Here is a 21,367-nt window from a genome sequence, read left to right as displayed (position 1 = left end):
GATTATCCAGCTGCAAGATGGCGACCGTCGCAAACGATTCTCAACAGGAGACAGCCATGAAGATCGCCATCCTCGGTGCCACCGGTTTCGTCGGCAGCGCCGTCGTCCAGGAAGCCCTGCAAAGCGGCCACCAGGTCACCGCCCTGGTCCGCCACCCGGAAAAACTGCCGGCCCATGAACGCCTGACCGCCGTGAAGGGCGATATCCATGATGTGGCCGCCACTGCCGCCGTCCTCGCCGGGCACGATGCCGTGGTGCACGCTTTCAACCCCGGCTGGGGCAACCCCGACATCCGCGAGCAGTTCATCCAGGGCACCCGCGCCATCTTCGACGCCGTGCGCCGGGCCGGTGTCCGTCGCCTGCTGGTGGTGGGCGGGGCGGGCAGCCTGTACGTCGCGCCGGGCCTGCAACTGATCGACACCCCGCAGTTCCCCGCCGAGTACAAGGAAGGCGCCGAGGGCGCGCGCCAGGCGCTGAACCTGATCCAGGCCGAGACCGACCTGGACTGGACCTTCCTCTCCCCGCCGGCGCTGCTGGAGCCGGGCGCACGCACGGGCCGCTTCCGCATTGGCGGCAACGAGCTGCTGATGGACGGCGACCACCCGGCGCGCATCACCGTGGCCGACCTGGCGGTGGCCATCGTCGACGAGCTGGAGAACCCCCAGCACCTGCGCAAGCGCTTCACCGTCGGCTACTGAAGCCGGGTACCCGCCCTGCGTTACCCAATCAGGTCGCCGGTTTTTCCGGCGGCCCGCTCCCGTTTCCACCGTTCAGGAGTCCCCCAATGACCCTCGTCGCCTCCACCCACGTCGTCACCGAAACCCCGGCCCGCTATATCAGCCGGCTGTGCAAGCACTTCGCCCACCGCATCCCCGTCAGCCATGACGAACAGCAGGGGCGCATCCAGTTCGACATCGGCCTCGGCCTGCTTCAGGCCGAGGCCGGTGGCCTGACACTGCGGGTGGAAGCCGAAGACGCCGTCAATCTGGAACGACTCAAGGAAGTGATGGCCAGCCACTTCGAACGCTTCGCCTGGCAGGAAGCGCTGCAGCTGAACTGGCACTGAGGCGCTCTGGGACGGGCATCGCACGCGCCTTACCGCGACCACGCCACCCGAAATTGACTGGGTGGCAATTTGCTGGCCCGTGAACCGGCACACGCAACGGCTTGTTACGAAACGCTATAGTCGCGTCCCTGCATGACCCATGCAGCACCTGCCAGCCATGTCCAAACGCCTGGCATCAATTGATACGAACAGCCGCCAGGCGGCGAAGAAAGGGAGTTCCGCAATGGAATGGTATTTGAAGTGCCTCAAGCAATATTTTGATTTCAATGGCCGTGCGCGCCGCAAGGAGTACTGGATGTTCACCCTGGTGAACCTCGTCATCTCCATCGCGCTGACCGTGATCTTCGGCGTGATCAGCGAGAAGCTGCTGCCGCTGGCCAACCTGTACAGCCTGGCCGTCCTGCTGCCGGCCCTGGGCGTCACCGCCCGCCGTCTGCACGACATTGGCAAGAGCGGCTGGTTCATGCTGATCGCCCTGATCCCGCTGGTCGGTCTGTACCTGATCTACCTGCTGGCCAAGGACAGCGACCCGGGCCAGAACGCCTACGGTCCCAACCCGAAGGCCTGATCCAGGCCGGGGTTCCCGCCTGAACGGGAACCCTCGGGCGACGCGACTGTCCCACGGCAGTCGCTGCAACGGGCGGGCAACCGCCCGTTTTGCTTTCTTGCTTTCAGAAACGGACGTTCAGGAACCCACAGGATGTCGGAACCCCAGGTATCCCTCTTCAAGGGCGGTCTCTTCGCCCTCCTCGGCCTGGCCCTGTTGGCCGCCATGGCCATCAACGCCTCTTCCCGCATGGGCTTCCTGCAGTCGGCCCTGGTCGCCGACGGTGCCGTGGTCGCCCTGAACGCCGGCGGCTCGCACCCGGAGATCGCCTTCACCGACAGCACCGGCGCCCGGGTTTCCTACCCCCAGGGCGGACTGATCTTCGGCTACCAGGTCGGCCAGCCGGTGAAGGTCCACTACCAGGCCAATGACCCCACCGGCAGTGCCGTGGTGGATGACTTCGGCGCGCTGTGGGGCACCGCCGCCCTGCTCGGCGTGCTCGGTGCGGTGTTCACCGCCACCGGCCTGATGACCCTTTTCGGCCGCCGCCCCTGACCCACAAGGACGTACCCATGTCGCAGATGCCCATTCCCTTCCCCGCCAACCCCAGCCGCTGGCAGTACGTCACCGCCAGCGGCGGTGGCCTGACCATCGCCTTCGTCGCCGGGGGCGGCGGCTCCATCACCCTGCGCTCGCCCCAGGGCCAGGACCTGCCGTTCCGCTATGGCGGCATCGGCGCCGGCCTCGGTATCGGCGCCAAGCTGCCGCGCTTCGGCAAGGTGGACGTGAAGATCAAGGGCAAGAGCATCGGCGGTGCCGGGGCGGCGGAAGCCTTCCCCAGCGACGGCGCGGTGTTCGTCGCCGACGACATCAAGGACCGCGACCTGACCCGCGATGAGATCACCGGGCCCTGCCTGTACATGGAAGTGGGCGCCGGCGTGCTCGCCGGGGTCTCCGGCACGGCCATGCTGTTCGGCCTGGACGCCAAGCTGCTGGCGGCGGTGATGCTGATGAACGCCAGCCCGCTGACCAGCCTTTCGGTGTCGCCGATGCTGACCCAGCAATTGCTCAAGTCGGCCCGTGGCGCCCTGGTGATGGGCGGTGCCAACGTCGGCCTGCAGGCGGGCGCCGGCGGCGCGGCCTACCTCGGCGCGCTGTTCTGACGCGCCCTCAGCGCAACTGACTGTCCTTGCTGCCACGCCGGTTGTAGCCGGCGTAGGCGGCATTCTCGCGGTCGTGTTCGGCCTGGCAGTTCACGCACAGGCGCACGCCCGGCACCGCCTCGCGGCGCGCCTGGGGAATCACGGCGTCGCATTCTTCGCAATGGGTAAGGCTCTCGCCCTTGGGCAACTGGCTGCGTGCTCGCTGCACGGCGTCTTCGATGGTGCTGTCGATCTGCTCCTGCACCGCGCCGTCTCCCGCCCAGCCACTGGCCATCCCAACCTCCCGTTCTCGCTGTCGATGACCCTGGAGTTATGCGGGCGGCCGGCGGCCTTTTGCAAGGCCGTGGGCCGGTGGGCGACAAGTGGAGGTCGCTCCGGGCTATTCCTTCACGTTCATGTACTCCCGCGCCCAGACGATGTAGTCCTCGGGCAGCGTGTACTTGTGGGTCAGCTCGGTGGCGCTGAGTTCCGGGGCGCTGGTGTCGATGTGGCGCTGCTCGCGCAGGCAGTCGTAGGTGGCCTTGATGGCGGCGAAGTAGGCGGCGTGGCCGTTGACCACGATGCGCACGCCCAGGTCGGCCAGGCGCTGGTTGTCGCGCAGCTTGGGGTTGCCGTAGGTGACCAGCATCAGCGGCACGTGGAGCCCGGCGGCGATGGCCTCCAGGTGCTCGAAGTCCTCCACCCCGACCATGCAGATGCCGTCGGCACCGGCGGCCTGGTAGGCCTGGGTGCGGGCGATCACCTCGTCGGTGCCGAGTACCCCGGCGTGGGTGCGGGCGATGATCGCCAGGTCCGGGTCGACCCGCGCCTCGAGGGCCGCGCGGATCTTGCCGACGCCTTCCTCGACGCTGATCAGGTCGGTGGACTTGCGGCCGAACTGGGCCGGCAGCAGCGTGTCCTCGATGGTCAGCGCGGCGATGCCGGCGCGCTCCAGCTCCACCACCGTGCGCATCACGTTGAGGGCGTTGCCGTAGCCGTGGTCGGCGTCGGCGATCACCGGCAGGCGGGACACGCGGCCGATGCGCACGGCCTGCTCGACGAACTCGCTGAGGGTGATGAGGGCGAAGTCCGGCGCTGCCAGCACCTGCAGCGAGGCGACGGAACCGCCGAGGATGCCCACCTCGAAACCGAGGTCGGCGGCGATGCGCGCGGACATGGGGTCGAACACCGAAGCGGTGTGGTGGCAGGCGGAGGAGTTCAGCAACGCACGGAACGCCGTGCGCAATTCATGGTGGGAGGCTCTTCTCATTGTGATGTCCAGACAGCAGGCAAGGTTGATCGACGAGAAGGATGCAAGTATCGCACCCCCAGGTCACACCGACCGGCGGATAGGCCGTGGGCGCATTCTACGCGCCTCCGTCTTTCAGCTTCCTTAATGGCCACCGAACGCAGGGCCACCGCGCGCAGAAAGCAGTTCACCTTTGCCGCGTCCGTCGCTAGATTGCGCCCCGCATCCCGTTGCCAGCCCCCATCCCAGAGAGGTCCCCGCCTGCATGACCGACCTGCTCGCCTACACCAGCCTGTTCCTCGCCGCCTTCGGCGCCGCCACCCTGCTGCCCCTGCAGTCGGAGGCCGTGCTGCTCGGCCTGCTGCTCAACGGCGCGCAGCCGACCTGGGCGCTGCTGCTGGTGGCCACCGTCGGCAACGTGCTGGGTTCGCTGGTGAACTGGTTGCTGGGGCGCTACCTGGCGGATTTCCGCCGGAAGCGCTGGTTCCCCGTATCGGAATCCGCCATCGAGCGGGCCCGTCGGCACTACCTGCGCTACGGCCGCTGGACCTTGCTGCTGTCCTGGCTGCCGATCGTCGGCGACCCGCTCACCCTGGTGGCCGGGCTGATGCGCGAATCGCTCGGCGTGTTCCTGTTGCTGGTGCTGCTGGCCAAGGCCGGCCGCTACGCCGTGGTGGCGGCCCTGGCGCTGGGCTGGGGATAAGTCGTCACGATGGGCCGTGAGCGGCCTACGGCTTCTTCAGGCATTCGCTCATGAAGGCCTTGCGTTCGTCCCCCTTGAGCGCCTTGTCCGAGGCCGTCTTGTTGCAATTGATCATGCGTTCCTGCTGGGTGATCTTCAGGCACTGCGACATGAACGCCTTGCGCTCGTCGCCCTTGAGCCCCTTGGCGGTGGCGTCGGCGTTGCAGGACTTCATCTTCTCCTGCGGGGTGGCGGCCAGGGTCGGCAGGCTGGCCAGCAGGGCGAGGACGAGCAGGGGCAGGCGGAGCGTCTTCATGGCGTGACTCCCAGGGCGGTGGTGCCGGCAAGTCTAGACGGTGCGACGGACTGCGCCGGGCCGGGCGCGCAAGCCGCCCTCGCCTCGCGTATAGTGCGCGGCCGTTTTTCCACCCTCGGACCGTTCGTACCATGAGCACCACCCTCCCCGCCCGCGCCCTGGGCATCGACTTCGGCACCTCCAACTCCACCGTCGGCTGGTGGCGCCCGGACTGCGAGCCGCTGATCGTCCTGGAGGACGCCAAGGTCACCCTGCCGTCGGTGATCTTCTTCAACACCGAAGAGCGTCGCCCCGCCTTCGGCCGCCAGGCCCTGAACGAATACCTGGAAGGCTACGAAGGCCGCCTGATGCGCTCGCTCAAGAGCCTGCTGGGCTCGCCGCTGCTCAAGAGCGAGACCACCGTGCTGGGCAGCGCCCTGCCCTTCAAGGACCTGCTGGGCATCTTCATCGGCGAGCTGAAGAAGCGTGCCGAAGCCGCCGCCGACCGCCCCTTCGAGCAGGTGGTGCTGGGCCGACCGGTGTTCTTCGTCGACGACGACCCCGAGGCCGACCGCGAGGCCCAGGACACCCTGGTGGCCGTCGCCCACAAGCTCGGCTTCAAGGACGTCTCCTTCCAGTACGAACCCATCGCCGCCGCCTTCGACTACGAGCGCGAGATCCAGCGCGAGGAGCTGGTGCTGATCGTCGACATCGGCGGCGGCACCTCCGACTTCTCCCTGGTGCGCCTGTCGCCTGCGCGCCGCGACGTGGCCGACCGCCAGGGCGACATCCTCGCCACCGGCGGCGTGCACATCGGCGGCACCGACTTCGACAAGCAGCTCTCCCTCGCCGGGGTGATGCCGCTGTTCGGCTACGGCAGCCGCATGAAGAGCGACGCGCTGATGCCCACCAGCGTGCACCTCAACCTGGCCACCTGGCACACCATCAATGCCGTCTACGCGCAGAAGTCCCAGCTGGCGCTGAAGAACATGCGCTACGACATCGTCGACACCACCGGCATCGACCGCCTGTTCCGCCTCATCGAGCAGCGCGCCGGCCACTGGCTGGCCATGCAGGTGGAAGACAGCAAGATCGAGCTGACCGAAGCCCTGGAACGCCCCATCGACCTCGGCCGCGTCGAGCCCGGGCTGGTGGCGCCGCTGGACCGCGCCGGCTTCGAGGAGGCCGTCGGCCCGCTGCTGGAGCGCATCCGCGCCAGCGTCACAGCCATGCTGGCCCAGGCCGGTGTCGCCCTGGAGCAGGTGGACACGCTGTTCTTCACCGGCGGCTCCAGCGGCATCCCCGCCCTGCGCCGCTGCGTCGCCGACCTGCTGCCCAACGCCCGCCATGTCGAAGGCAACGCCTTCGGCAGCATCGGCAGCGGTCTGGCCATCGAAGCGCGCAAGCGCTACGGCTGACCGCAGGTCGGCCCCCGCGTCCATTCGCGCCGGCCCCGCTTGCCGGCGTCGGGCGGCGGGAGCACCTTGAGGGCCTCGTCACCGGAGACACCCTCATGCGCACACCGCTTCTCCTCACCCTGGCCGCCCTGCTGCTCAGCGGCTGCGGCCTCGGCGAAACCGCCGCCACCGGCGCGGCCCAGGCCAAGGCACAGGCCGACCAGGCCCGCCAGCTGCAACAGCAGGCCGACCAGCTCAAGCAGCAGATCGACCAGGCCAACGCCCAGAACCAGGCCCGCCTGGACGCCGCCGAAGACGCCGCCCGCTGAACCCGCGCCGCCCCTGCCGATCCGCCGGGGCGCCGTGCAAATATTCCTCGAACTCTCCAAGCGAGCCCGTGCTCGAAAGTCCCGTAGGCCCATCGCGCCCCATACGAGGACACCTTCATGTACAAGCACATCCTGCCCGCCGCTCTGGCCCTGGCCGCCGTGACCGGTTGCGCCACCAAGCTGGAAAACCCCACCGACTACGTCACCTACCGCAACGAGCCACTGGTGAAGCAGGTGGAAGACGGCATGGACCGCCAGCAGGTGCTCACCCTCGGCGGCCCACCCTCCAGTGAAGTGCGTCGCGTGGTGCACCCCGGCACCTGCAACAACTACGTGCTCAACAAGGAAGGCCACCAGCAGCCCTACTACGTCAGCTTCGACGCCAACGGCCGGGTCGATGGCAAGGGCTTCATGACCTGCGAACAGCACGAGCGCAACGAGGCCGAGGCCGCCAAGCGCTGATGCCGCGCCTCCCGGGGCCCCGCCCCGGGATGGCCCCGTGCCGTATTTGCCGACTGACGCACACCCGCCGCCCCGATCCGGGCGAACCGCGGGCGCTCCCTGCTGTCCAAGCGCTGTTATCAACAGCCGAACATGACGGGGACTGTGCATGCATTCACGCGCGCTCCTGCTTGCAGCCGCTCTGGCCTCGGGGGCCGGCTGTGCGACGAAGATCGAGAACCCCACCGACTACCTCACCTTCCGCAACGAGCCCCTGGTGCGCCAGGTCAAGGAAGGCATGAGCAAGGAGCAGGTGCTGGCCATCGGCGGACGCCCGTCCTCCATCGTCCAGCGCAGCATCCACCCTGGCTCGTGCAACAACTACATCCTCAACCACCAGGGCCACCAGCAGGCCTACCACGTCAGCTTCGGCGCCGATGGCCGCGTGCAGCACAGCGGCTTCATGACCTGCGGCCAGCGCGAGACGGTGGAACGCGACGGGCTGTTCTGAGGCACAGATTTCCTAAACTTTTCCCGCTTCGCCGCACTCACACACCAGGGAGGCCGCAGCGCCTGCGACCCCAGAGTCGCGCCACGGCCCGAGAACCCGTGAAGGAGAACCGTGATGAGTGACGTGCAACTGACCGATGTGAACACCCTGCGCCAGCGCGCCCGCCAGAACGTGCTGGATGGCGCCGTGACCGAGGGCTACAACGCCGACCGCCCCACCGTGCTGCGCCTGCTGAACGAAGCCCTGGCCACCGAGCTGGTCTGCCACCTGCGCTACAAGCGCCACTACTACATGGCCACCGGCCTCAAGGCGAGCATCGCCGCCGCCGAGTTCCTCGAACATGCCCAGCAGGAGCTGCAGCACGCCGACCAGCTGGCCGAGCGCATCGTGCAGCTGGGCGGCGAGCCCGACTTCAACCCCGCCGGGCTGGAGGCGCGCTCCCATGCCCAGTACGTGGCCGGCCGCAATCTGCGCGAGATGGTCACCGAGGACCTGATCGCCGAGCGCATCGCCATCGACAGCTACCGCGAGATCGTGCAGTTCCTCGGCGACAAGGACCCGACCACCCGCCGCCTGTTCGAGGAGATCCTCGCCCAGGAGGAGGAGCACGCCGACGACATGGCCGATATCCTCGAAGACCTCAAGGAATGATCGCCCGGGGCCATCATGCCCCTTGATCCCGGCGCGCGCTGGCCGCACAGTCTGCCGAGCAGACTGCCGAAGAGGACACGGCCATGCGCGCGCGCATCATCGAACGCCCCGCCTTTCAGGTCATCGGACTGGAACGTCCGGACGCCCCGCCCGAGGACATCGGCCAGCTGTGGGAGCGCTTCCTGCCCCGCAGCGAGGAAATCAGCGGCCGCGATGGCGTGCCCTGCGGGCTCTGCCTGCACCGCCCCAACGGCGAGCTGGGCTACCTGGCCGGCTACCCGGTCAAGCCCGGCACCCCGGTGCCGGATGGCATGACCCTGATCGACGTCCCCGCCGGTCGCTACGCCGTGTTCACCCACGTCGGCAGCACGCCGGACATCGCCCTCAGCTTCCAGGTGATCCACGACTTCCTGCTCGCCGAGCGCGGGCTGGAGGCCAGCCCCGGCATCTGCTTCGAGGAATACGGCGACGGCTTCCACGGGCCCCACGACCCGAAGTCGGAAACCCTGCTCTGGGTGCCGGTGTTCTGACCCCGCCGCCCTCGCCTAGCGCGAGGGCTTGGCCTGGGGCCTGGCCAACAGGCCCTGGCAGGCGTTGCTGCCGCCCTCGCTGGGCGCCACCAGCGCCAGCAGGCCGGCCGCCGGTGCCACCACCGCCCCCAGCACCACCATGCCCGCACCCCGCGCCAGCAGCGGCACCGCCTTGACCCCGGCATCGGGCTTCCTGAAGGTGCCGCGCACGTAGAGCGGCGAGCGCAGGGAGAAGATGCGCAAGCCCTTGGACTCGGGGCTCACCGTCAGGTCCAGCCGTTCGCTGGCCAGGTTGGCGCTGCCGTCCACCTGCACCAGGGCGTTCTCGGTGTCCAGCAGGAACAGCCGGGGCGTCACCAGCCCCCGCGTCACCTGCAGGTCGGCGGCGGCGCAGTTGATCTTCACCTCGTCGTCACCGAACAGCTTGCCCACCAGGTAGTTGCCCAGGTTGAGGCCGGCGATCTCCATCAGCCCACGGCTGACCGCGCCGTCGTTCATCAACAGCTTGAGGTTGCCGTTGGCGCTGCCCAGCAACGCCGCCACGGAGTTGCCGCTGCCGGCCAGGTCGGCGTCGCCGTTCAGCTCGCCGAAGCTGGTGCGCATCGGCTCGAAGGTGGGGAACAGCTGCTTGAGCTTGAAGTGCCGCGCACTGAGGCGGGCGCGGCCTTGCAGGGGCACGCGGCCGCCCTCCAGGCGCACGCTGGACTCCAGGGTGCCGCCGGCCATGCCGAAGCGCAGGGGTTCCAGGCTCAGCGTGCCGTCGTCCAGCACCAGGTGGGCCTCGAGGTCGTTGAAGGGCAGCTTGTCGCTGTGGACGATGCGCTTGCCGGTGAAGCGCACATCGGCGTCCATCACCCGCCAGCGCTCGGTGCGGAATTCCTCCACCGGCAGCACCTTGTCCGCCGGCTGCTGGCGGGTGACGCCACGGGCCTTCTTCTCGGCGTTGGAATCGGCGCCGATCAGCGGCGCCAGGTCGGCGAAGCGCAACTGGTTGGAGGTGAGCGCGCCGGAGAGCTTCGGTCGGGGCTGCCCTGCCAGGTAATGCAGGTCGCCGTGGATGTCGCTGTCGCCGATGGCGCCGTTGAAGCCCTGGTAGTGGAACTGCGCTCCACCGGCGTCGCGCAACTGCGCCACCAGGCGGCCATCGGTGGAATAGGCCGGGGTGTCCGGCAGGGTCACGCCGGTGAGCGGGTAGAGATTGCCCAGGCTGTCGCCGGACAGCGCCAGGCGCAGGTCCAACGCCCCCAGGTGGGTCGGATCGGTGAGGGTGCCGGCCACCGCGATACGGGTCGCACCAATGCGCACATCAGCCTGCAGCGGGAACGGCCGCCGGGCATCCTTCAGCGCCAGCAGGCCGCCGACCTTGCCGGTGCCCGTCAGGGTCTGGCCCTTGTAGCGCCCCTTGGCACTCCAGCCGAAGGCGTAGTCCTGAGGCGTGGCGCCTTGCTCCGCCGCCTTGCCGGCGACCTGCTCGCCGACGATGTCGCTGAACGGAATGGGCTGGCCCAACGGGTCCACCTGCAGGGTGAGACGGGTCTGGGTGGGAGCGTCGTCCACCTTCACCTCGCCCTGGTCGAATCCGATGGCGCCGATGTCCAGCGTCCACGCCGACGGTGCGTCGCCGTCCTGCTGCGGGGTGTCGAAGGTCCAGTTGTTGCGCCCGTCGGCCTGGCGCCGCAGGTCGGCACGGGGCTCGGTGAGGTCGATGCGGGGAATGCTCACGGTCTTCCACAGCAGGGGCAGCGGGGACAGGCTCAGCTCCACCCGCGCCAGGCTGGCGAAGGGGCCTTCGCCAGCCCACTCCGGGTTGCCCAGCACCAGGTCCTCGGCCTTCACGTGGGGCCAGGGCACCCAGGCGCGCAGGCCGGGCTCGGCGGGCTCGCGCTGCCAGCTCACGCTCAGGTCCCCGCGAATGGCGAACGGCCGCCCAAGGGCTGCAGACACCCGCTCATTGAGGGGCGCCTTGATGCGGTTCCAGTCGAAGGTGGCGATGAACACCCCCAACCCGACCAGCACGGCCACCAGGCTGCCAACGGTCCAAGCGAGGATTCTGCGTCCGCGCGTCATGCCTATCTCCCGTGTTCGGTATCAGCGAGCCACTACCGGCCTTTCCCATCCGACTGGCAAACGCACCGGATGACTCCGCAAACGAGCCGCCCCGTCACTCGGATCACGCTCGCAGCGCGCCGCCCAAGGGGCGCAAGGCACTGATTCGACACGGTATTTCCAACCATCAGCGATGTCGATGGCGACTATCGCGGTTGTTCACTTCCTGACCAGCGTGCCGCTGCGGAACATAGGCCCCGTCGCCACAACGGCCCCCACTTCCAGGAGAACCACCATGAAAAGCCAAGCCCTCGCCGTCCTCTTCCTCGCCGGCCTGTTCGCTGTACCGGTCGTCCAATCCGCCGTGTCCTACACCGTTGCCGAAGATGGCTCGGCCCGTACCCAAGGCTTCCGTGTCGCCGAAGACGGTTCGGACCGCACCCAGGGCTTCCGCGTCGCTGAAGACGGTTCGGCTCGCACCCAGGGCTTCCGCGTTGCTGAGGACGGTTCGGCCCGCACCCAAGGCTTCCGCGTTGCCGAAGACGGTTCGGCTCGTACCCAAGGCTTCCGCGTTGCTGAGGACGGTTCGGCCCGCACCCAGGGCTTCCGCGTCGCTGAAGACGGTTCGGCTCGCACCCAGGGCTTCCGCGTTGCCGAGGACGGTTCGGACCGCACCCAGGGCTTCCGCGTCACCGAGGACGGCTCGGACCGTACCCAAGGCTTCCGCGTCGCTGAAGGCGGTGCTGATCGCACCAACCGCGTGGCCTGATGCGGGCCAGCGGTCACTGCAGTCAAAGCCCGGCACAGGCCGGGCTTTTTGTTGGCTGTGCATCGGTTAGGGAGGCTCCGGCAAAGTCCCGACCGATCCGCTGAAATAAGACCTAGGTCACGCTATTCGCTCTTTCAAATCGGCAGATGGCGCGCTGGTACTTGCTGACGAATACGGGAGAGGTGTGCCTGTAAGAGGCTGAACCCGGTCAAAAGCCGGGTTCTAGTGAAAGCCTGCCGCCGAAGACCGGGCTGAAAAGCGATTCGGTCGCCAGGCAAATGCCCGTCGCTGACCGCTTCGGAGCTTCCTTAAGGTGACCTTATAATGGCTCGCGTGACCTGCTCTATCCGGAAGCGCTGGAGTTATGGAATATCACGAGCGATAAATCCTGTTCTGGTAACGGTGAGTTACCGGGTCAGGAGTTGAAGCCAAACACCGAGTCCCCTAAACAGTTCAGTCTCGATCGTATCGCAGAGAATATTGGGGCGATCACCACGAAGGGAACCGGGGAGAAGCCTTTGAAAATTGAGAATAGGACTGCGTATGGACCGTAAAGAGCTTTGGGCCCGACTGGAAAGTGCCAATTACTTTGATTGGTGCAGCGCAAGTGAAGTTGAGCGACTGCGGGCACTTTACTTCGACGGCACTGTAGAGAAGGATGCGCCCGATTTTCTAAAAGTCAGAGAGCTTTTTTGGCATCCAGAACAGAGTCATGCTCGATGGCTTTCGATCGTGGAGCAGCGCATGCGGTTTCGAGATGATGACGGCAACGAGCATGTATCAGAGTCGCTGGGCAAGGAGTACACGCAGGAGTGTCTCGATACCCTTTTGCTGACTGATTTCCTGTATGTGGGGTTGGCCATCGAGCAGCAGCTTGAGTTGCTTGAGTTCCTGGAATTTGAAAAAAATTGCAGTCTTCGTGGTGCCTATTTCGAAGCGTGGACTAGCGGTGTATTGGCGTGGTTGAAATCTCAAAATCGGGACGCTTGGGATGCCGCATGCTTCGATGACAGTAAGTTTTCCTCATCTTGGAAGTTTTTCTATCGGCTCATTGAGAAATCTCCTTTGGTGTTACAAGGCAAACGAATTGAATTTTCTGAGAAAGTGGGCGTGTGGAGTGGCTCTTTCTCGCAGCACTTTTTAAATTCCATAAAAGAGCTGATGCTTATGGCTGATAGGGGGAAATTCCCTCGCCGGCCTGATATCAATATTGAAACCCGTGCGCGTTTCCTGAGTGACTTCAAGAACGATCTGGAAACAGGTAAGGCTCCTAAATTTCTGCTCGACATCTGGGCCTTGGTGAAGAACTGAATATGGCTACTCCTTACTTCATAACCATTAGTGGCAACGCAACGTCGGACCGCTACCCGATCATTCTTGCGCTACTGGAGCAGGCAGCTGCGGGGATGGAACTCCACAAGCTGGAAAGTGCTTTCGCTGGGCTGGATGAATACGCTTTGGAATGCTTTCAGCCCGTTGCCAAGTACGCTCTCTTCTTCAGCTCCTTCAGAAGAGCTGCGGTTGCGGATGGACGTTTCACCTGGGCCTGGGAAATGGAGGCGCATGGCGACACCTTCCTTGAAGACATGCTCCAGTTGCTCGACGTAGTTGGGCTTGAGGATCTTGAGGGAGAATCACAGGGGGATGAAGAGGTCTATCGTTGCAACGTTACGGACGAGGTCATCGAGTGTGAGTATCACGAACTGATCGAATAGGCTCTGCGCACTCCGTCGTGCTGTTGGCTTGTGCCTCTGCAGACGCGCCATCTCCCCGCATCGGAACCACCACGTATTCCTCGCTTCCCCCCATTTCCGGGCGCTTCATCTGTGGTTTACTTGCACCGCGCCATCGCGCCCTGCCTAGGGTGCGATGGCGCGCTAGGTTTTGGCAGGCTGGGACTACGCCTGCTGTCCGCCGGCCTCCAACGCAATGGATTCTGCGATGCCCACCACCCGCTCTCTCGAACCCGTCGACTCCCCTTCCGAGGCCGTCAGCCTGCGTCGATTGCCGTCACCTTTTGCCAAGCGCCACGGCGTGCTGGGGCGGATGGGTGCGGTGGTGTCGCGGATCAAGGTCATGACCAAGCTATGGACGAGGGCCGGACGCTAGTCAGGGCGGAAAAGCGATACCTGCACCATATGCATGATCTGGCCATAAGAAATGCCAGATCATTTATATAGGAGTGAAAAATTGGCAGATGCCTGAGACCCCATACTTCCTAGCTTATTAAAGCGGGCAATTAGATAAAAATTATTGAGCATATGGATAATCGTTTAGCACCTGTGCTTGAGCAGGTTTTTTAAATTTAGCGGCAAGTTATCTGACGTGGAAGGTTGAGAAATGAAAAATTTCGGAAAGGCAGTTATTTGCTCTCGCCTTGAAAGTAGTTTTAATGTTTGTGCTGATAAGGTTTTTTTACGTAGCCTTGAGTATTTGTGGGATATTTCTAGCGAAAAACTAGATCTTGTACTTCAGGCTGATGGGTTAGCAGGCGCCGGTCTTGACGAGACTGGAAAATTTTCTGTGTTTCTTTCAGATGGCGTATATCACCTTGAGAATGGCAGCCTAGTAAAGGCTTCGATGAATATAGCTCATAAGGATTCAGAGCCTGAGAACTATGGGGGGGTTTTGTATACGGTAGATAGGCGAGGCTACCCATCCGTGTCCCATAGCCTTCATGATGCTGCTGGAGAGCTGATATTTGAGATCAAGGAGCGATATGTTGTTTTTTTGGGGTTCTTTTGTGGAGATTTTCTATTTTATCGCCGTCGCGAAAAAGAGCTGCTTTCAGTAGATGCGACCGGACAGCAGCAGAAGCTTTATCAGTCAAATGATGTAACGCACATAGGGCGAGCTGGTAATTTTGTTTTGTTTTCCGTACAGCTAGAAGATGAAAAAGCGAGATGTGATGTCTACGATCTGAACGGTAAATGTTTGGTAGATAGCCATTCGGTAGACTTTGATGCCTATGGTTTTTTTGGGGTTTCCGAGGGTCCTGATGGGTGGGGCTTTCTATGGGGCAATGAATTCTTTTTGCTTCGCTCAAACAAAATAGCCAGGGCATTCCCTAATAGGAAAGTCTTATCATATATGTTCTCAGACGGTGGTGCTTATATCGCGTTTGGGGATGAGTCTGTGCTTTATTTTTATGATACGTCCTTATCGCGCGTTCAGTTTCTTCTCGAATCCCCTGTGAAAGGATTTGTATTCTCAATGCTTGAGCCATTCGAGAGTGGATTCGTATGCTATTTGCAGCAGGAAGGAAAAATGACAGGTCTGGCGTACGCTTTATTTGCAAATAAAGCTATTAAGGACGGCCCTGTTGAAATTTCTTGTGAAGACCGGTCTTTCGAATATTCTAAGCGTCTCAAGAGTGACTCATTTGGCTATGTTGCTAATTTTGCGCCGGGGGTTTGCTTCGACACGCTTTTGCGCCAAGCTATCGCAGCAGTGGATGAAGCATTTAGTTATTTTTCGGAAAACAATGTAGAGGCGCTGCAGTTCGATGGTTGTGTTGAAGTCATCATGTACACTGGCGCGCTAAGTTTGGGTCAAAGACAGGCAATAGAAGAGGCTTGCAGTCAGGTAGCCCAGCGTTACTTTTATTGCAGCAGCCCAGTCACCGGTGACGTATTCAATGCCAAAGTCATTTTCATTGAGTGATTGAGCGAGGTATATGGTCCTTCTCGCTTATAACGGTGATGGCTTTGGCCTGGATAGTTGTCAGAGGGATAAACCCCAGTGCTCTGCTGTGCAAGCTGTTGTTCTTATTATCAACCAGTACGTAAATGCTGTTGGGAACTAGTTCGGCGACTCGTTTGATGACGTTGATCCCGTGCGTCTCCGGGTGTTCGAAGGTCACGATGCCTTCCACATCGACGGCATCCTCCGCGAGATGGTACAGCCCGGCGCGAGCTTGCGGTGCTGCGGGTGTCGCAGATCAAGGTCATGGCCAAGGACCGGACGCTAGTCAGGGCGGAAAAGCGATACATGCCCGGCTAAGATCCATGATCTAACCACGATAAGAATGGCAAGATTATTTATACGGAAGTGAAGAACTGGCAGATGCTTGAGAGCCTCTATTTACTGTGAGTTTCCATGAAGGAGGCGGCAAAAGATGTACAAGAAATCGGGTCAGCTTTATGTTGATTTGGCACATACTTTCTGAATACCGCAGGAAAAGATTGATGCGCAGTGGCTATTTTTCGCTCGCCCGGGGGATTTCAGCAAAATAATTGAATATTTAGCGGGATCTGCTAATAAGAATCCTGAGCGAGCTCTTGCAACACTTAAGAGGGCAGAAGCTAACGGATATAGCAAGCCCTCTGAAATTATGCAAATCCCTCGGATCTCTAGACAGAAAGAGGTTGAGATCTTCATGGAAAAGGAGTTGCGCTATGTTCTGGAGAAAATTATTCAGTCTGGTGGAAATTATCTGATGTGGCAGGGTGATCAATGAATGACTATGGCAAGGCGATAATTTGCTCTGGAGCCCAAGGCATTTTTCAGATTTGTACTGACAAGCTGTTCTTGATTGAATCTGGAATTATTTGGGACGTTGCCAAGGCAGGCAGTCCAATTGTCTATAACAGCGAGGCGACGGAGGGATTTTTTACAGATGAAGATGGGCGGGTGTTTTCGGTAATAAAGGACGGCATCTATCGGGTTGAAATGTGCTGTGCGAAAGGAGGTCAGCCTGAAATCGTTGAGGCTGATTCGCGGATTAACTCCGTGGCTTATGGCGGTCTGATTTACACGGAAGATAGACGTGACTACCCCATGTTGGCGCACACGCTAAAGCGTGAAAATGGTCAAATCGTATTTGATATCAAAGAGCGCCTCTTGAGTTTTGAGGGGTATATAGGAGGAGAGTTTTTATTTCATCGCCGGAGATCTAAGGAGTTCTTTGTGGTCACTGCGGATGGGCGTGAGCAAAGGCTCTATCAGGCAGATAGGCTGACCGACTTCGAGCGCATCGGCGATTTGCTGCTGATGTCGATTCAGTTGGCAGATAGTCAAGCCCGGTGTGATGTTTATGATCCGGTCAGGAGGGAAGTGGTTGATAGCTATGTGATCGACTCAGACAGCAGTGGCTTCTACTCTCCCAAAATCGTTAACGGAGTATGGGTATTTCAATGGTGTGGTGAGTTGTTTTCACTAGCCCCTAATGGACTGACTCGAATTTTCCCCGGGAAAAAGATTTGGTCTTATCTGCCGAAAAAGGAGGGCGTATACGTATCGTTCAAGGAAGATTTTACGCTTTATTTTTATGATCATGCGTTTTCGCAAACTCGTGCGTATCTCCAGTCTCCTGTTGAAGGATATCGATTTACTTTGTTGGAAGCATTCGGTGGTGGTTTGGCATGCTGCCTGTTCAACGCACAAAGGATGCACGGTTTGGCATACGTCTTGTTCATTACAGACGCTCTGGGTGAGAGTACGGTTGAATTTGAGTGTGAAAACCGATTGTTCGAGTACGCAAAGCGCTACTCCGGTGAGTCGTTTTCTTACGTCATTACATTTGCTCGTGATGTCCCCTACGATACGCTTGTCCGTCAGGCATTCGCCGCAGTGGATGAAGCTTTCGCTTATTTTTCCGAGCAAAATCCAGAAACGCTGTTGTTTGATGGGCACGTCGAAGCAGTGCTGGACGGTAGGGCGTTGACTCAGAAGCAGAAGCGTGCGCTTGTAGAGGGCTGCAATAAAATCGCGCAGGAGTATTTCTACCGGATAAGCCCCGTTACTGATGAGGCATTTAACGTCAGTGTTATTTTCAATGAGTGATTAAGCGAGGTATATGGTCCTTCTCGCTTATAACGGTGATGGCTTTGGCCTGGATAGTTGTCAGGTGTATTGACCCCAGGGCTCTGCTGTCCAGGCTGTTGTTCTTGCTATCAACCTGTACGTAAATGCTGCCGGGCGCTAGTTCGGCGACTCGTTTGATGACGTTGGTCCTGCCCGGGTGCTCGAAGATCGCAATATCGCCCTCTTTGCGCAGCCTGATCCACAACGGCTCCTCTAAGCAGGAGACAACCCGCCACGCTTGCTCCAGCGGCCAGAACATTCGCGACGGTACGCGCGACCGATACCGCCCCGAAAAGGACTTAAGAGAGTTCAAAGAAGTTAGCTGAATACATCGGCTCCAATGCCTGAAGTAGTGTCGAAACAGATGTTACGCAGCACGCGCATCACGTTCGACTACGCACCAAGACGGCCCTCCATCACCTCCATCAATGACCACCATCGCCCACCTTCACTTCTCCCCCGGCGCCCGATCCGTACCCTAGGCAACGTGTCTTTCACCCCCCTTGCAGAGGAGTCCGATCATGAAAGCCCACGCCCTCGCCGCCCTCTTCCTCAGCGTCCTGTCCAGCGCCGCCTTTGCCCTGCCCGCCGAACACCCGCCCGTGCTCGGTGAAGCCCGCGATGGCGCGGCCGAACGGCCGGTGGTGGAGCCGCTGGCCGGCAACCGGGTTCAGCAGGCCCCCGACCAGTGGCTGGCCGAAGGCGGCTCGGACCGCCTGCTGCGCGCCCACGGCGTCGCCTGAGGTCAGGCCGCCGGCAGCGCGGTTTCCGGCCGGCGGTAGACCCAGATGCGCCGCAGCACGGTGGCGAACTGCCGGGACAGGCGCCCGGTGTTGTACTCCTGCCCGTAGCGCCGGGCGATCTCCCGCACCTCCACCGCGAGCTGGCCGTAGCGGCGGGCCGGGAGGTCGGGGAACAGGTGGTGCTCGATCTGGTGGCTGAGGTTGCCGGTCATGAAGTGCAGCAGCGGGCCGCCCTCCAGGTTGCTGGAGCCCCGCAGCTGACGCAGGTACCACTGGCCACGGGTCTCCCCCTCCAGCACTTCAGGCGGGAACACCGCCGCCCGCTCGGTGAAATGCCCGCAGAAGATCACCGTGAAGGTCCACAGGTTGCGGATCAGGTTCGCCAGCGCATTGCCCGCCAGCACCGCCCAGGCATTGGCGCCCAGCAGCAGCGCCAGCAGCGGGAACACCCCGTAGTCCTTGACCAGCTGGCGCAGCACCTTGGCGTTGAAGGTGCGCAGGCGCGGGCGCAGTTCCTCCAGGGTCATGCGGCCCTTGAGGTACTTGTCCAGGCGCAGGTGCTGCACCGCCACGGCGAACTGGAACAGCAGCGCCTGCAGCGTCACCCACAGCGGCTGCCAGCGGAAGAACGGTTTCCAGCGCTGCTCGGGGAACAGCCGCACCAGCCCGTAGCCGACATCGTCGTCGTGCCCCAGCACGTTGGTGTAGGTGTGGTGGATGTGGTTGTGGGTATGCCGCCAGAAGTCGGCCGGCCCGACGATGTCCCACTCGTAGGTGCGCCCGGCGAATTCCGGGTCGTTCATCCAGTCGTACTGGCCATGCATGACGTTATGGCCCAGCTCCATGTTCTCGATGATCTTGCCCAGCCCCAGCAGCAGGCTGCCCAGCAGCCAGGTGGGCGGGAACCAGCCCAGCATCAGCAGGGCCCGGCCGCTCCAGCAGCAGGCCCGGGCGATGCTGCGCACGCGGCGGATGTAGCGGGCGTCGGTCTCGCCCAGGTCGGTCAGGGTGCGCTGGCGCAGGGCGTCCAGTTCTTCGCCGAAGGCACGGGCGGCCTCGGCATCGAGGGGGCGGTCGTGGCGCATGGCAGTCCTCGTCACAGGTCGAGCGTCACGTCGCCCACCGGGGCGCTGACGCAGAGGCGGATGGGTTGGTCGGGCTCGTGCTGGATGGCACCGCTGCGCAGGTCACGCACCGCACCGCTGAGCAGCCGGCAGGTGCATTGCGCGCAGACGCCCTGGCGGCAGCCGTGGGCCGGCCGCAGGCCCAGGGCCTCGGCCTGTTCCAGCAGGCTGCCGTGGGTGTCGCCCTCACCGTCGACGCGGGAGCGGGCGAAGCCCAGGCGCACGGTCTGGCTGGCCGAAGACGGCGCCATGCGCGGCAGGCTGAAGGCTTCCAGTTGCAGGTGACCGGCGCGGGGCGCGGCCTGCCACCACTGGCGCACCGTGTCGACGAAGCCGTGGGGGCCGCAGACCAGCAGGTCCCGAGGCGCCAGCCCGGCCAGGTGCTCCGGCTGGAAGCGCCCGGCCAGCTCACCGGGCGCCGGCGCATCGCCGCTGAGGCCCCAGCGCACGTTGAAGTTCGGGTAGCGGCGGGCCAGGGCCAGCAGCTCATCGACGAAGGCCCGCTGGCCCCGTTCGCGCACGTAGTGCAGCAGCGTCACCGGTGCGGAGAAGCCCCGCGCCAGCGCCTCCCGCAGCAGGCCGAGCAGCGGCGTGATGCCGCTGCCGGCGGCCAGCAGGAGCACATCGCCCTGCCCCTCGGGCCAGCTCAGCTCGCCCTCGGCCTGGCCCAGCTCCAGCACCTGGCCCACCTCCACCCGCTCCAGCAGGTGGCCGGACAGGCGCCCGCCCGGCTGGCGACGCACCGCCAGCTCGACACGGCCATCGCCGTGCACGGCCGTCAGGCTGTAGCTGCGCGCCAGACGCACGCCGTCCAGCGCCAGGTGCAGCTGCACGTGCTGGCCGGCCCGCCAGTGGCGGGCGTTGCCGTTGCAGCGCAGGGTCAGCGCCAGCATGTCCTGGGCCACCCAGCGACGCCCCTCGACGCGGGCGAACACCCGGTTCAGGCGCAGCACCGGGTGCAGCCGGGCGAGAAAGAAATCCACCTCCGACTCGCGCAGCCAGGCCCGGCGCACCAGCGCACGCAACGGAGCCAGCCACGCGCCGAGTCGGCGGGCCAGGGAGAAGGGGATGAGGGCCATGGATCTATCCAGTGAACAGTCGTGCACTAGGCTGCCTGAAGGCGGGAATTCCAGTCAACAGTCGTTCACTGAGAAAACCGACACCCGCCCTCCAGCCCCACCGGGCGCCGCGCAACTTGCACCAATGCAGTGACAGCCCCTAGAGTGCGGCCCATTCTTCGGCCTCGACTTCGCTCCATGTCCACGACGCCCCGCTCGGAACAGAAACAGCAGACCCGCCACGCCCTGATGGACGCGGCGCGCCAGCTGATGGACAGCGGACGCGGCTTCGGCAGCCTGAGCCTGCGGGAAGTCGCCCGCACCGCCGGCATCGTGCCCACCGGCTTCTACCGCCACTTCGCCGACATGGACCAGCTCGGCCTGGCCCTGGTGGAGGAAGTGGGCGAGACCTTCCGCGCCACCATCCGCGTGGTGCGCCACAACGAATTCGAGATGGGCGGGATCATCGACGCCTCGGTGCGCATCTTCCTCGACGCCGTCGCCGCCAACCGTGGCCAGTTCCTGTTCCTCGCCCGCGAGCAGTACGGCGGCTCGCAACCGGTGCGCCAGGCCATCGCCGCCCTGCGCGAGCGCATCACCGACGACCTGGCCGCCGACCTCAAGCTGATCAACCGCATGCCGCACCTGGACGACGACGCCCTCGACGTGGTCTCCGACCTGGTGGTGAAGACCGTCTTCGCCACCCTGCCCGAGCTGATCGACCCGCCCGCCCGCGACCTGCCGGCGCACCTCACCCCGGCGGCGAAGATCACCCAGCAGCTGCGCTTCATCATGATCGGCGGCAAGCACTGGCACGGCCTCGGCCGGGCCTGAAGCTGACCGAAGCGTCAGCGCACCATTTCGACCCACGCCACGCACCATTAGCGCGCACCCGAGCGCCCCATCCTTGCGCACCCACGCGCCACAGGCCCGCGCCCCGGGCGTTTCGCCGTCTTGGCAAGCCCCTTGCTCAGGCACCGGC

The 21,367-nt window shown here is 63.3% G+C and carries 26 protein-coding genes; 20 read left to right on the top strand and 6 right to left on the bottom strand.

The features are described from left to right. The first annotated feature begins 56 nt into the window (after nt 1-56). The 5 genes from SZ55_RS03500 to SZ55_RS03480 all read left to right on the top strand — a co-directional run bounded on the left by SZ55_RS03500 (nt 57) and on the right by SZ55_RS03480 (nt 2,776). Nucleotides 57-698 carry an NAD(P)-dependent oxidoreductase gene (locus SZ55_RS03500; protein WP_044401360.1) on the top strand — a complete coding sequence of 214 codons (642 nt, stop codon included), beginning with the start codon at nt 57-59 and terminating at the stop codon, nt 696-698. 86 nt (nt 699-784) lie between these two features. Continuing rightward, nucleotides 785-1,066, top strand: a complete 282-nt coding sequence (locus tag SZ55_RS03495; RefSeq protein ID WP_044401357.1) for a DUF2218 domain-containing protein — start codon at nt 785-787, stop codon at nt 1,064-1,066. A 223-nt stretch (nt 1,067-1,289) separates the two neighbouring features. Then, nucleotides 1,290-1,634: a DUF805 domain-containing protein gene (locus tag SZ55_RS03490; protein WP_044401354.1), complete on the top strand. Its 345-nt coding sequence runs from the start codon at nt 1,290-1,292 to the stop codon at nt 1,632-1,634. Nucleotides 1,635-1,766: 132 nt separating this feature from the next. Then, a complete protein-coding gene (locus SZ55_RS03485) occupies nt 1,767-2,168 on the top strand; it encodes a DUF3592 domain-containing protein (RefSeq protein ID WP_044401351.1) in 402 nt (133 codons plus the stop codon). A gap of 17 nt (nt 2,169-2,185) precedes the next feature. Beyond that, nucleotides 2,186-2,776: a hypothetical protein gene (locus tag SZ55_RS03480; RefSeq protein ID WP_044401348.1), complete on the top strand. Its 591-nt coding sequence runs from the start codon at nt 2,186-2,188 to the stop codon at nt 2,774-2,776. Nucleotides 2,777-2,783: 7 nt separating this feature from the next. On the opposite strand, the gene SZ55_RS03475 is transcribed toward SZ55_RS03480, so the two are convergent. Continuing rightward, complete coding sequence (locus SZ55_RS03475; RefSeq protein WP_044401346.1) at nt 2,784-3,050, bottom strand: DksA/TraR family C4-type zinc finger protein; 267 nt, start codon at nt 3,048-3,050, stop codon at nt 2,784-2,786. Between the two features lie 105 nt (nt 3,051-3,155). Next, on the bottom strand, nt 3,156-4,025 hold the full coding sequence (locus SZ55_RS03470; protein WP_044401343.1) for an isocitrate lyase/PEP mutase family protein: 870 nt from the start codon (nt 4,023-4,025) through the stop codon (nt 3,156-3,158). Between the two features lie 244 nt (nt 4,026-4,269). Between SZ55_RS03470 and SZ55_RS03465 the strand changes: the two genes are divergently transcribed. After that, complete coding sequence (locus tag SZ55_RS03465) at nt 4,270-4,707, top strand: YqaA family protein (protein ID WP_044401339.1); 438 nt, start codon at nt 4,270-4,272, stop codon at nt 4,705-4,707. A 25-nt stretch (nt 4,708-4,732) separates the two neighbouring features. Here SZ55_RS03465 and SZ55_RS03460 read toward each other — a convergent pair whose 3' ends face one another. Beyond that, entirely contained in the window at nt 4,733-5,002 is a 270-nt protein-coding gene (locus SZ55_RS03460) for a PsiF family protein (RefSeq protein ID WP_044401336.1), read from the bottom strand. Nucleotides 5,003-5,133: 131 nt separating this feature from the next. Between SZ55_RS03460 and SZ55_RS03455 the strand changes: the two genes are divergently transcribed. From SZ55_RS03455 to SZ55_RS03430, 6 genes are all read left to right on the top strand, one after another. Then, on the top strand, nt 5,134-6,399 hold the full coding sequence (locus tag SZ55_RS03455) for an Hsp70 family protein (protein ID WP_044401333.1): 1,266 nt from the start codon (nt 5,134-5,136) through the stop codon (nt 6,397-6,399). A gap of 95 nt (nt 6,400-6,494) precedes the next feature. Next, nucleotides 6,495-6,707 (top strand): hypothetical protein, encoded by a 213-nt coding sequence (locus SZ55_RS03450; RefSeq protein WP_044401330.1) that lies wholly within the window; start codon nt 6,495-6,497, stop codon nt 6,705-6,707. 117 nt (nt 6,708-6,824) lie between these two features. Next, nucleotides 6,825-7,169 carry an osmotically-inducible lipoprotein OsmE gene (gene osmE, locus SZ55_RS03445; protein ID WP_044401327.1) on the top strand — a complete coding sequence of 115 codons (345 nt, stop codon included), beginning with the start codon at nt 6,825-6,827 and terminating at the stop codon, nt 7,167-7,169. 148 nt (nt 7,170-7,317) lie between these two features. After that, on the top strand, nt 7,318-7,659 hold the full coding sequence (gene osmE / locus SZ55_RS03440) for an osmotically-inducible lipoprotein OsmE (RefSeq protein ID WP_044401324.1): 342 nt from the start codon (nt 7,318-7,320) through the stop codon (nt 7,657-7,659). Between the two features lie 114 nt (nt 7,660-7,773). Next, nucleotides 7,774-8,310, top strand: coding sequence for a ferritin-like domain-containing protein (locus SZ55_RS03435; protein ID WP_044401322.1), 537 nt, complete (start codon nt 7,774-7,776; stop codon nt 8,308-8,310). A gap of 83 nt (nt 8,311-8,393) precedes the next feature. Then, nucleotides 8,394-8,840, top strand: a complete 447-nt coding sequence (locus SZ55_RS03430; protein ID WP_044401319.1) for a GyrI-like domain-containing protein — start codon at nt 8,394-8,396, stop codon at nt 8,838-8,840. A 15-nt stretch (nt 8,841-8,855) separates the two neighbouring features. Here SZ55_RS03430 and SZ55_RS03425 read toward each other — a convergent pair whose 3' ends face one another. Further along, a complete protein-coding gene (locus SZ55_RS03425) occupies nt 8,856-10,907 on the bottom strand; it encodes an AsmA family protein (protein ID WP_044401316.1) in 2,052 nt (683 codons plus the stop codon). 274 nt (nt 10,908-11,181) lie between these two features. Here SZ55_RS03425 and SZ55_RS03420 point away from each other — a divergent pair, with 274 nt between their 5' ends. The 7 genes from SZ55_RS03420 (at nt 11,182) to SZ55_RS03395 (ending at nt 18,203) form a co-directional block, all read left to right on the top strand. Next, nucleotides 11,182-11,655 carry a hypothetical protein gene (locus tag SZ55_RS03420; RefSeq protein WP_044401313.1) on the top strand — a complete coding sequence of 158 codons (474 nt, stop codon included), beginning with the start codon at nt 11,182-11,184 and terminating at the stop codon, nt 11,653-11,655. 543 nt (nt 11,656-12,198) lie between these two features. Then, a complete protein-coding gene (locus tag SZ55_RS03415; RefSeq protein ID WP_152644431.1) occupies nt 12,199-12,966 on the top strand; it encodes a hypothetical protein in 768 nt (255 codons plus the stop codon). Nucleotides 12,967-12,968: 2 nt separating this feature from the next. Beyond that, on the top strand, nt 12,969-13,370 hold the full coding sequence (locus tag SZ55_RS03410; protein ID WP_044401307.1) for a hypothetical protein: 402 nt from the start codon (nt 12,969-12,971) through the stop codon (nt 13,368-13,370). 226 nt (nt 13,371-13,596) lie between these two features. Further along, nucleotides 13,597-13,764: a hypothetical protein gene (locus SZ55_RS28240; RefSeq protein WP_160298831.1), complete on the top strand. Its 168-nt coding sequence runs from the start codon at nt 13,597-13,599 to the stop codon at nt 13,762-13,764. Nucleotides 13,765-13,995: 231 nt separating this feature from the next. Continuing rightward, a complete protein-coding gene (locus SZ55_RS27860) occupies nt 13,996-15,318 on the top strand; it encodes a hypothetical protein (protein ID WP_152644430.1) in 1,323 nt (440 codons plus the stop codon). A gap of 792 nt (nt 15,319-16,110) precedes the next feature. Then, on the top strand, nt 16,111-17,439 hold the full coding sequence (locus SZ55_RS27855; RefSeq protein WP_152644429.1) for a hypothetical protein: 1,329 nt from the start codon (nt 16,111-16,113) through the stop codon (nt 17,437-17,439). A 542-nt stretch (nt 17,440-17,981) separates the two neighbouring features. After that, complete coding sequence (locus SZ55_RS03395) at nt 17,982-18,203, top strand: hypothetical protein (protein WP_044401299.1); 222 nt, start codon at nt 17,982-17,984, stop codon at nt 18,201-18,203. A 2-nt stretch (nt 18,204-18,205) separates the two neighbouring features. On the opposite strand, the gene SZ55_RS03390 is transcribed toward SZ55_RS03395, so the two are convergent. After that, on the bottom strand, nt 18,206-19,288 hold the full coding sequence (locus tag SZ55_RS03390; RefSeq protein WP_044401296.1) for a fatty acid desaturase family protein: 1,083 nt from the start codon (nt 19,286-19,288) through the stop codon (nt 18,206-18,208). Between the two features lie 11 nt (nt 19,289-19,299). Further along, a complete protein-coding gene (locus SZ55_RS03385) occupies nt 19,300-20,406 on the bottom strand; it encodes a ferredoxin reductase (RefSeq protein ID WP_044401294.1) in 1,107 nt (368 codons plus the stop codon). A gap of 177 nt (nt 20,407-20,583) precedes the next feature. On the opposite strand from SZ55_RS03385, the gene SZ55_RS03380 reads away from it, so the two are divergent. Beyond that, nucleotides 20,584-21,219, top strand: coding sequence for a TetR family transcriptional regulator (locus tag SZ55_RS03380; RefSeq protein WP_044401292.1), 636 nt, complete (start codon nt 20,584-20,586; stop codon nt 21,217-21,219). The last annotated feature ends 148 nt before the right edge of the window (nt 21,220-21,367 follow it).

Origin of the sequence: Pseudomonas sp. FeS53a (genome assembly GCF_000931385.1) — a bacterium.
Classification (GTDB): Bacteria; Pseudomonadota; Gammaproteobacteria; order Pseudomonadales; family Pseudomonadaceae; genus Metapseudomonas; species Metapseudomonas otitidis.
The sequence above is the reverse complement of the archived record's forward strand: the minus strand, read 5'-3'. Positions and strand labels throughout refer to the sequence as shown.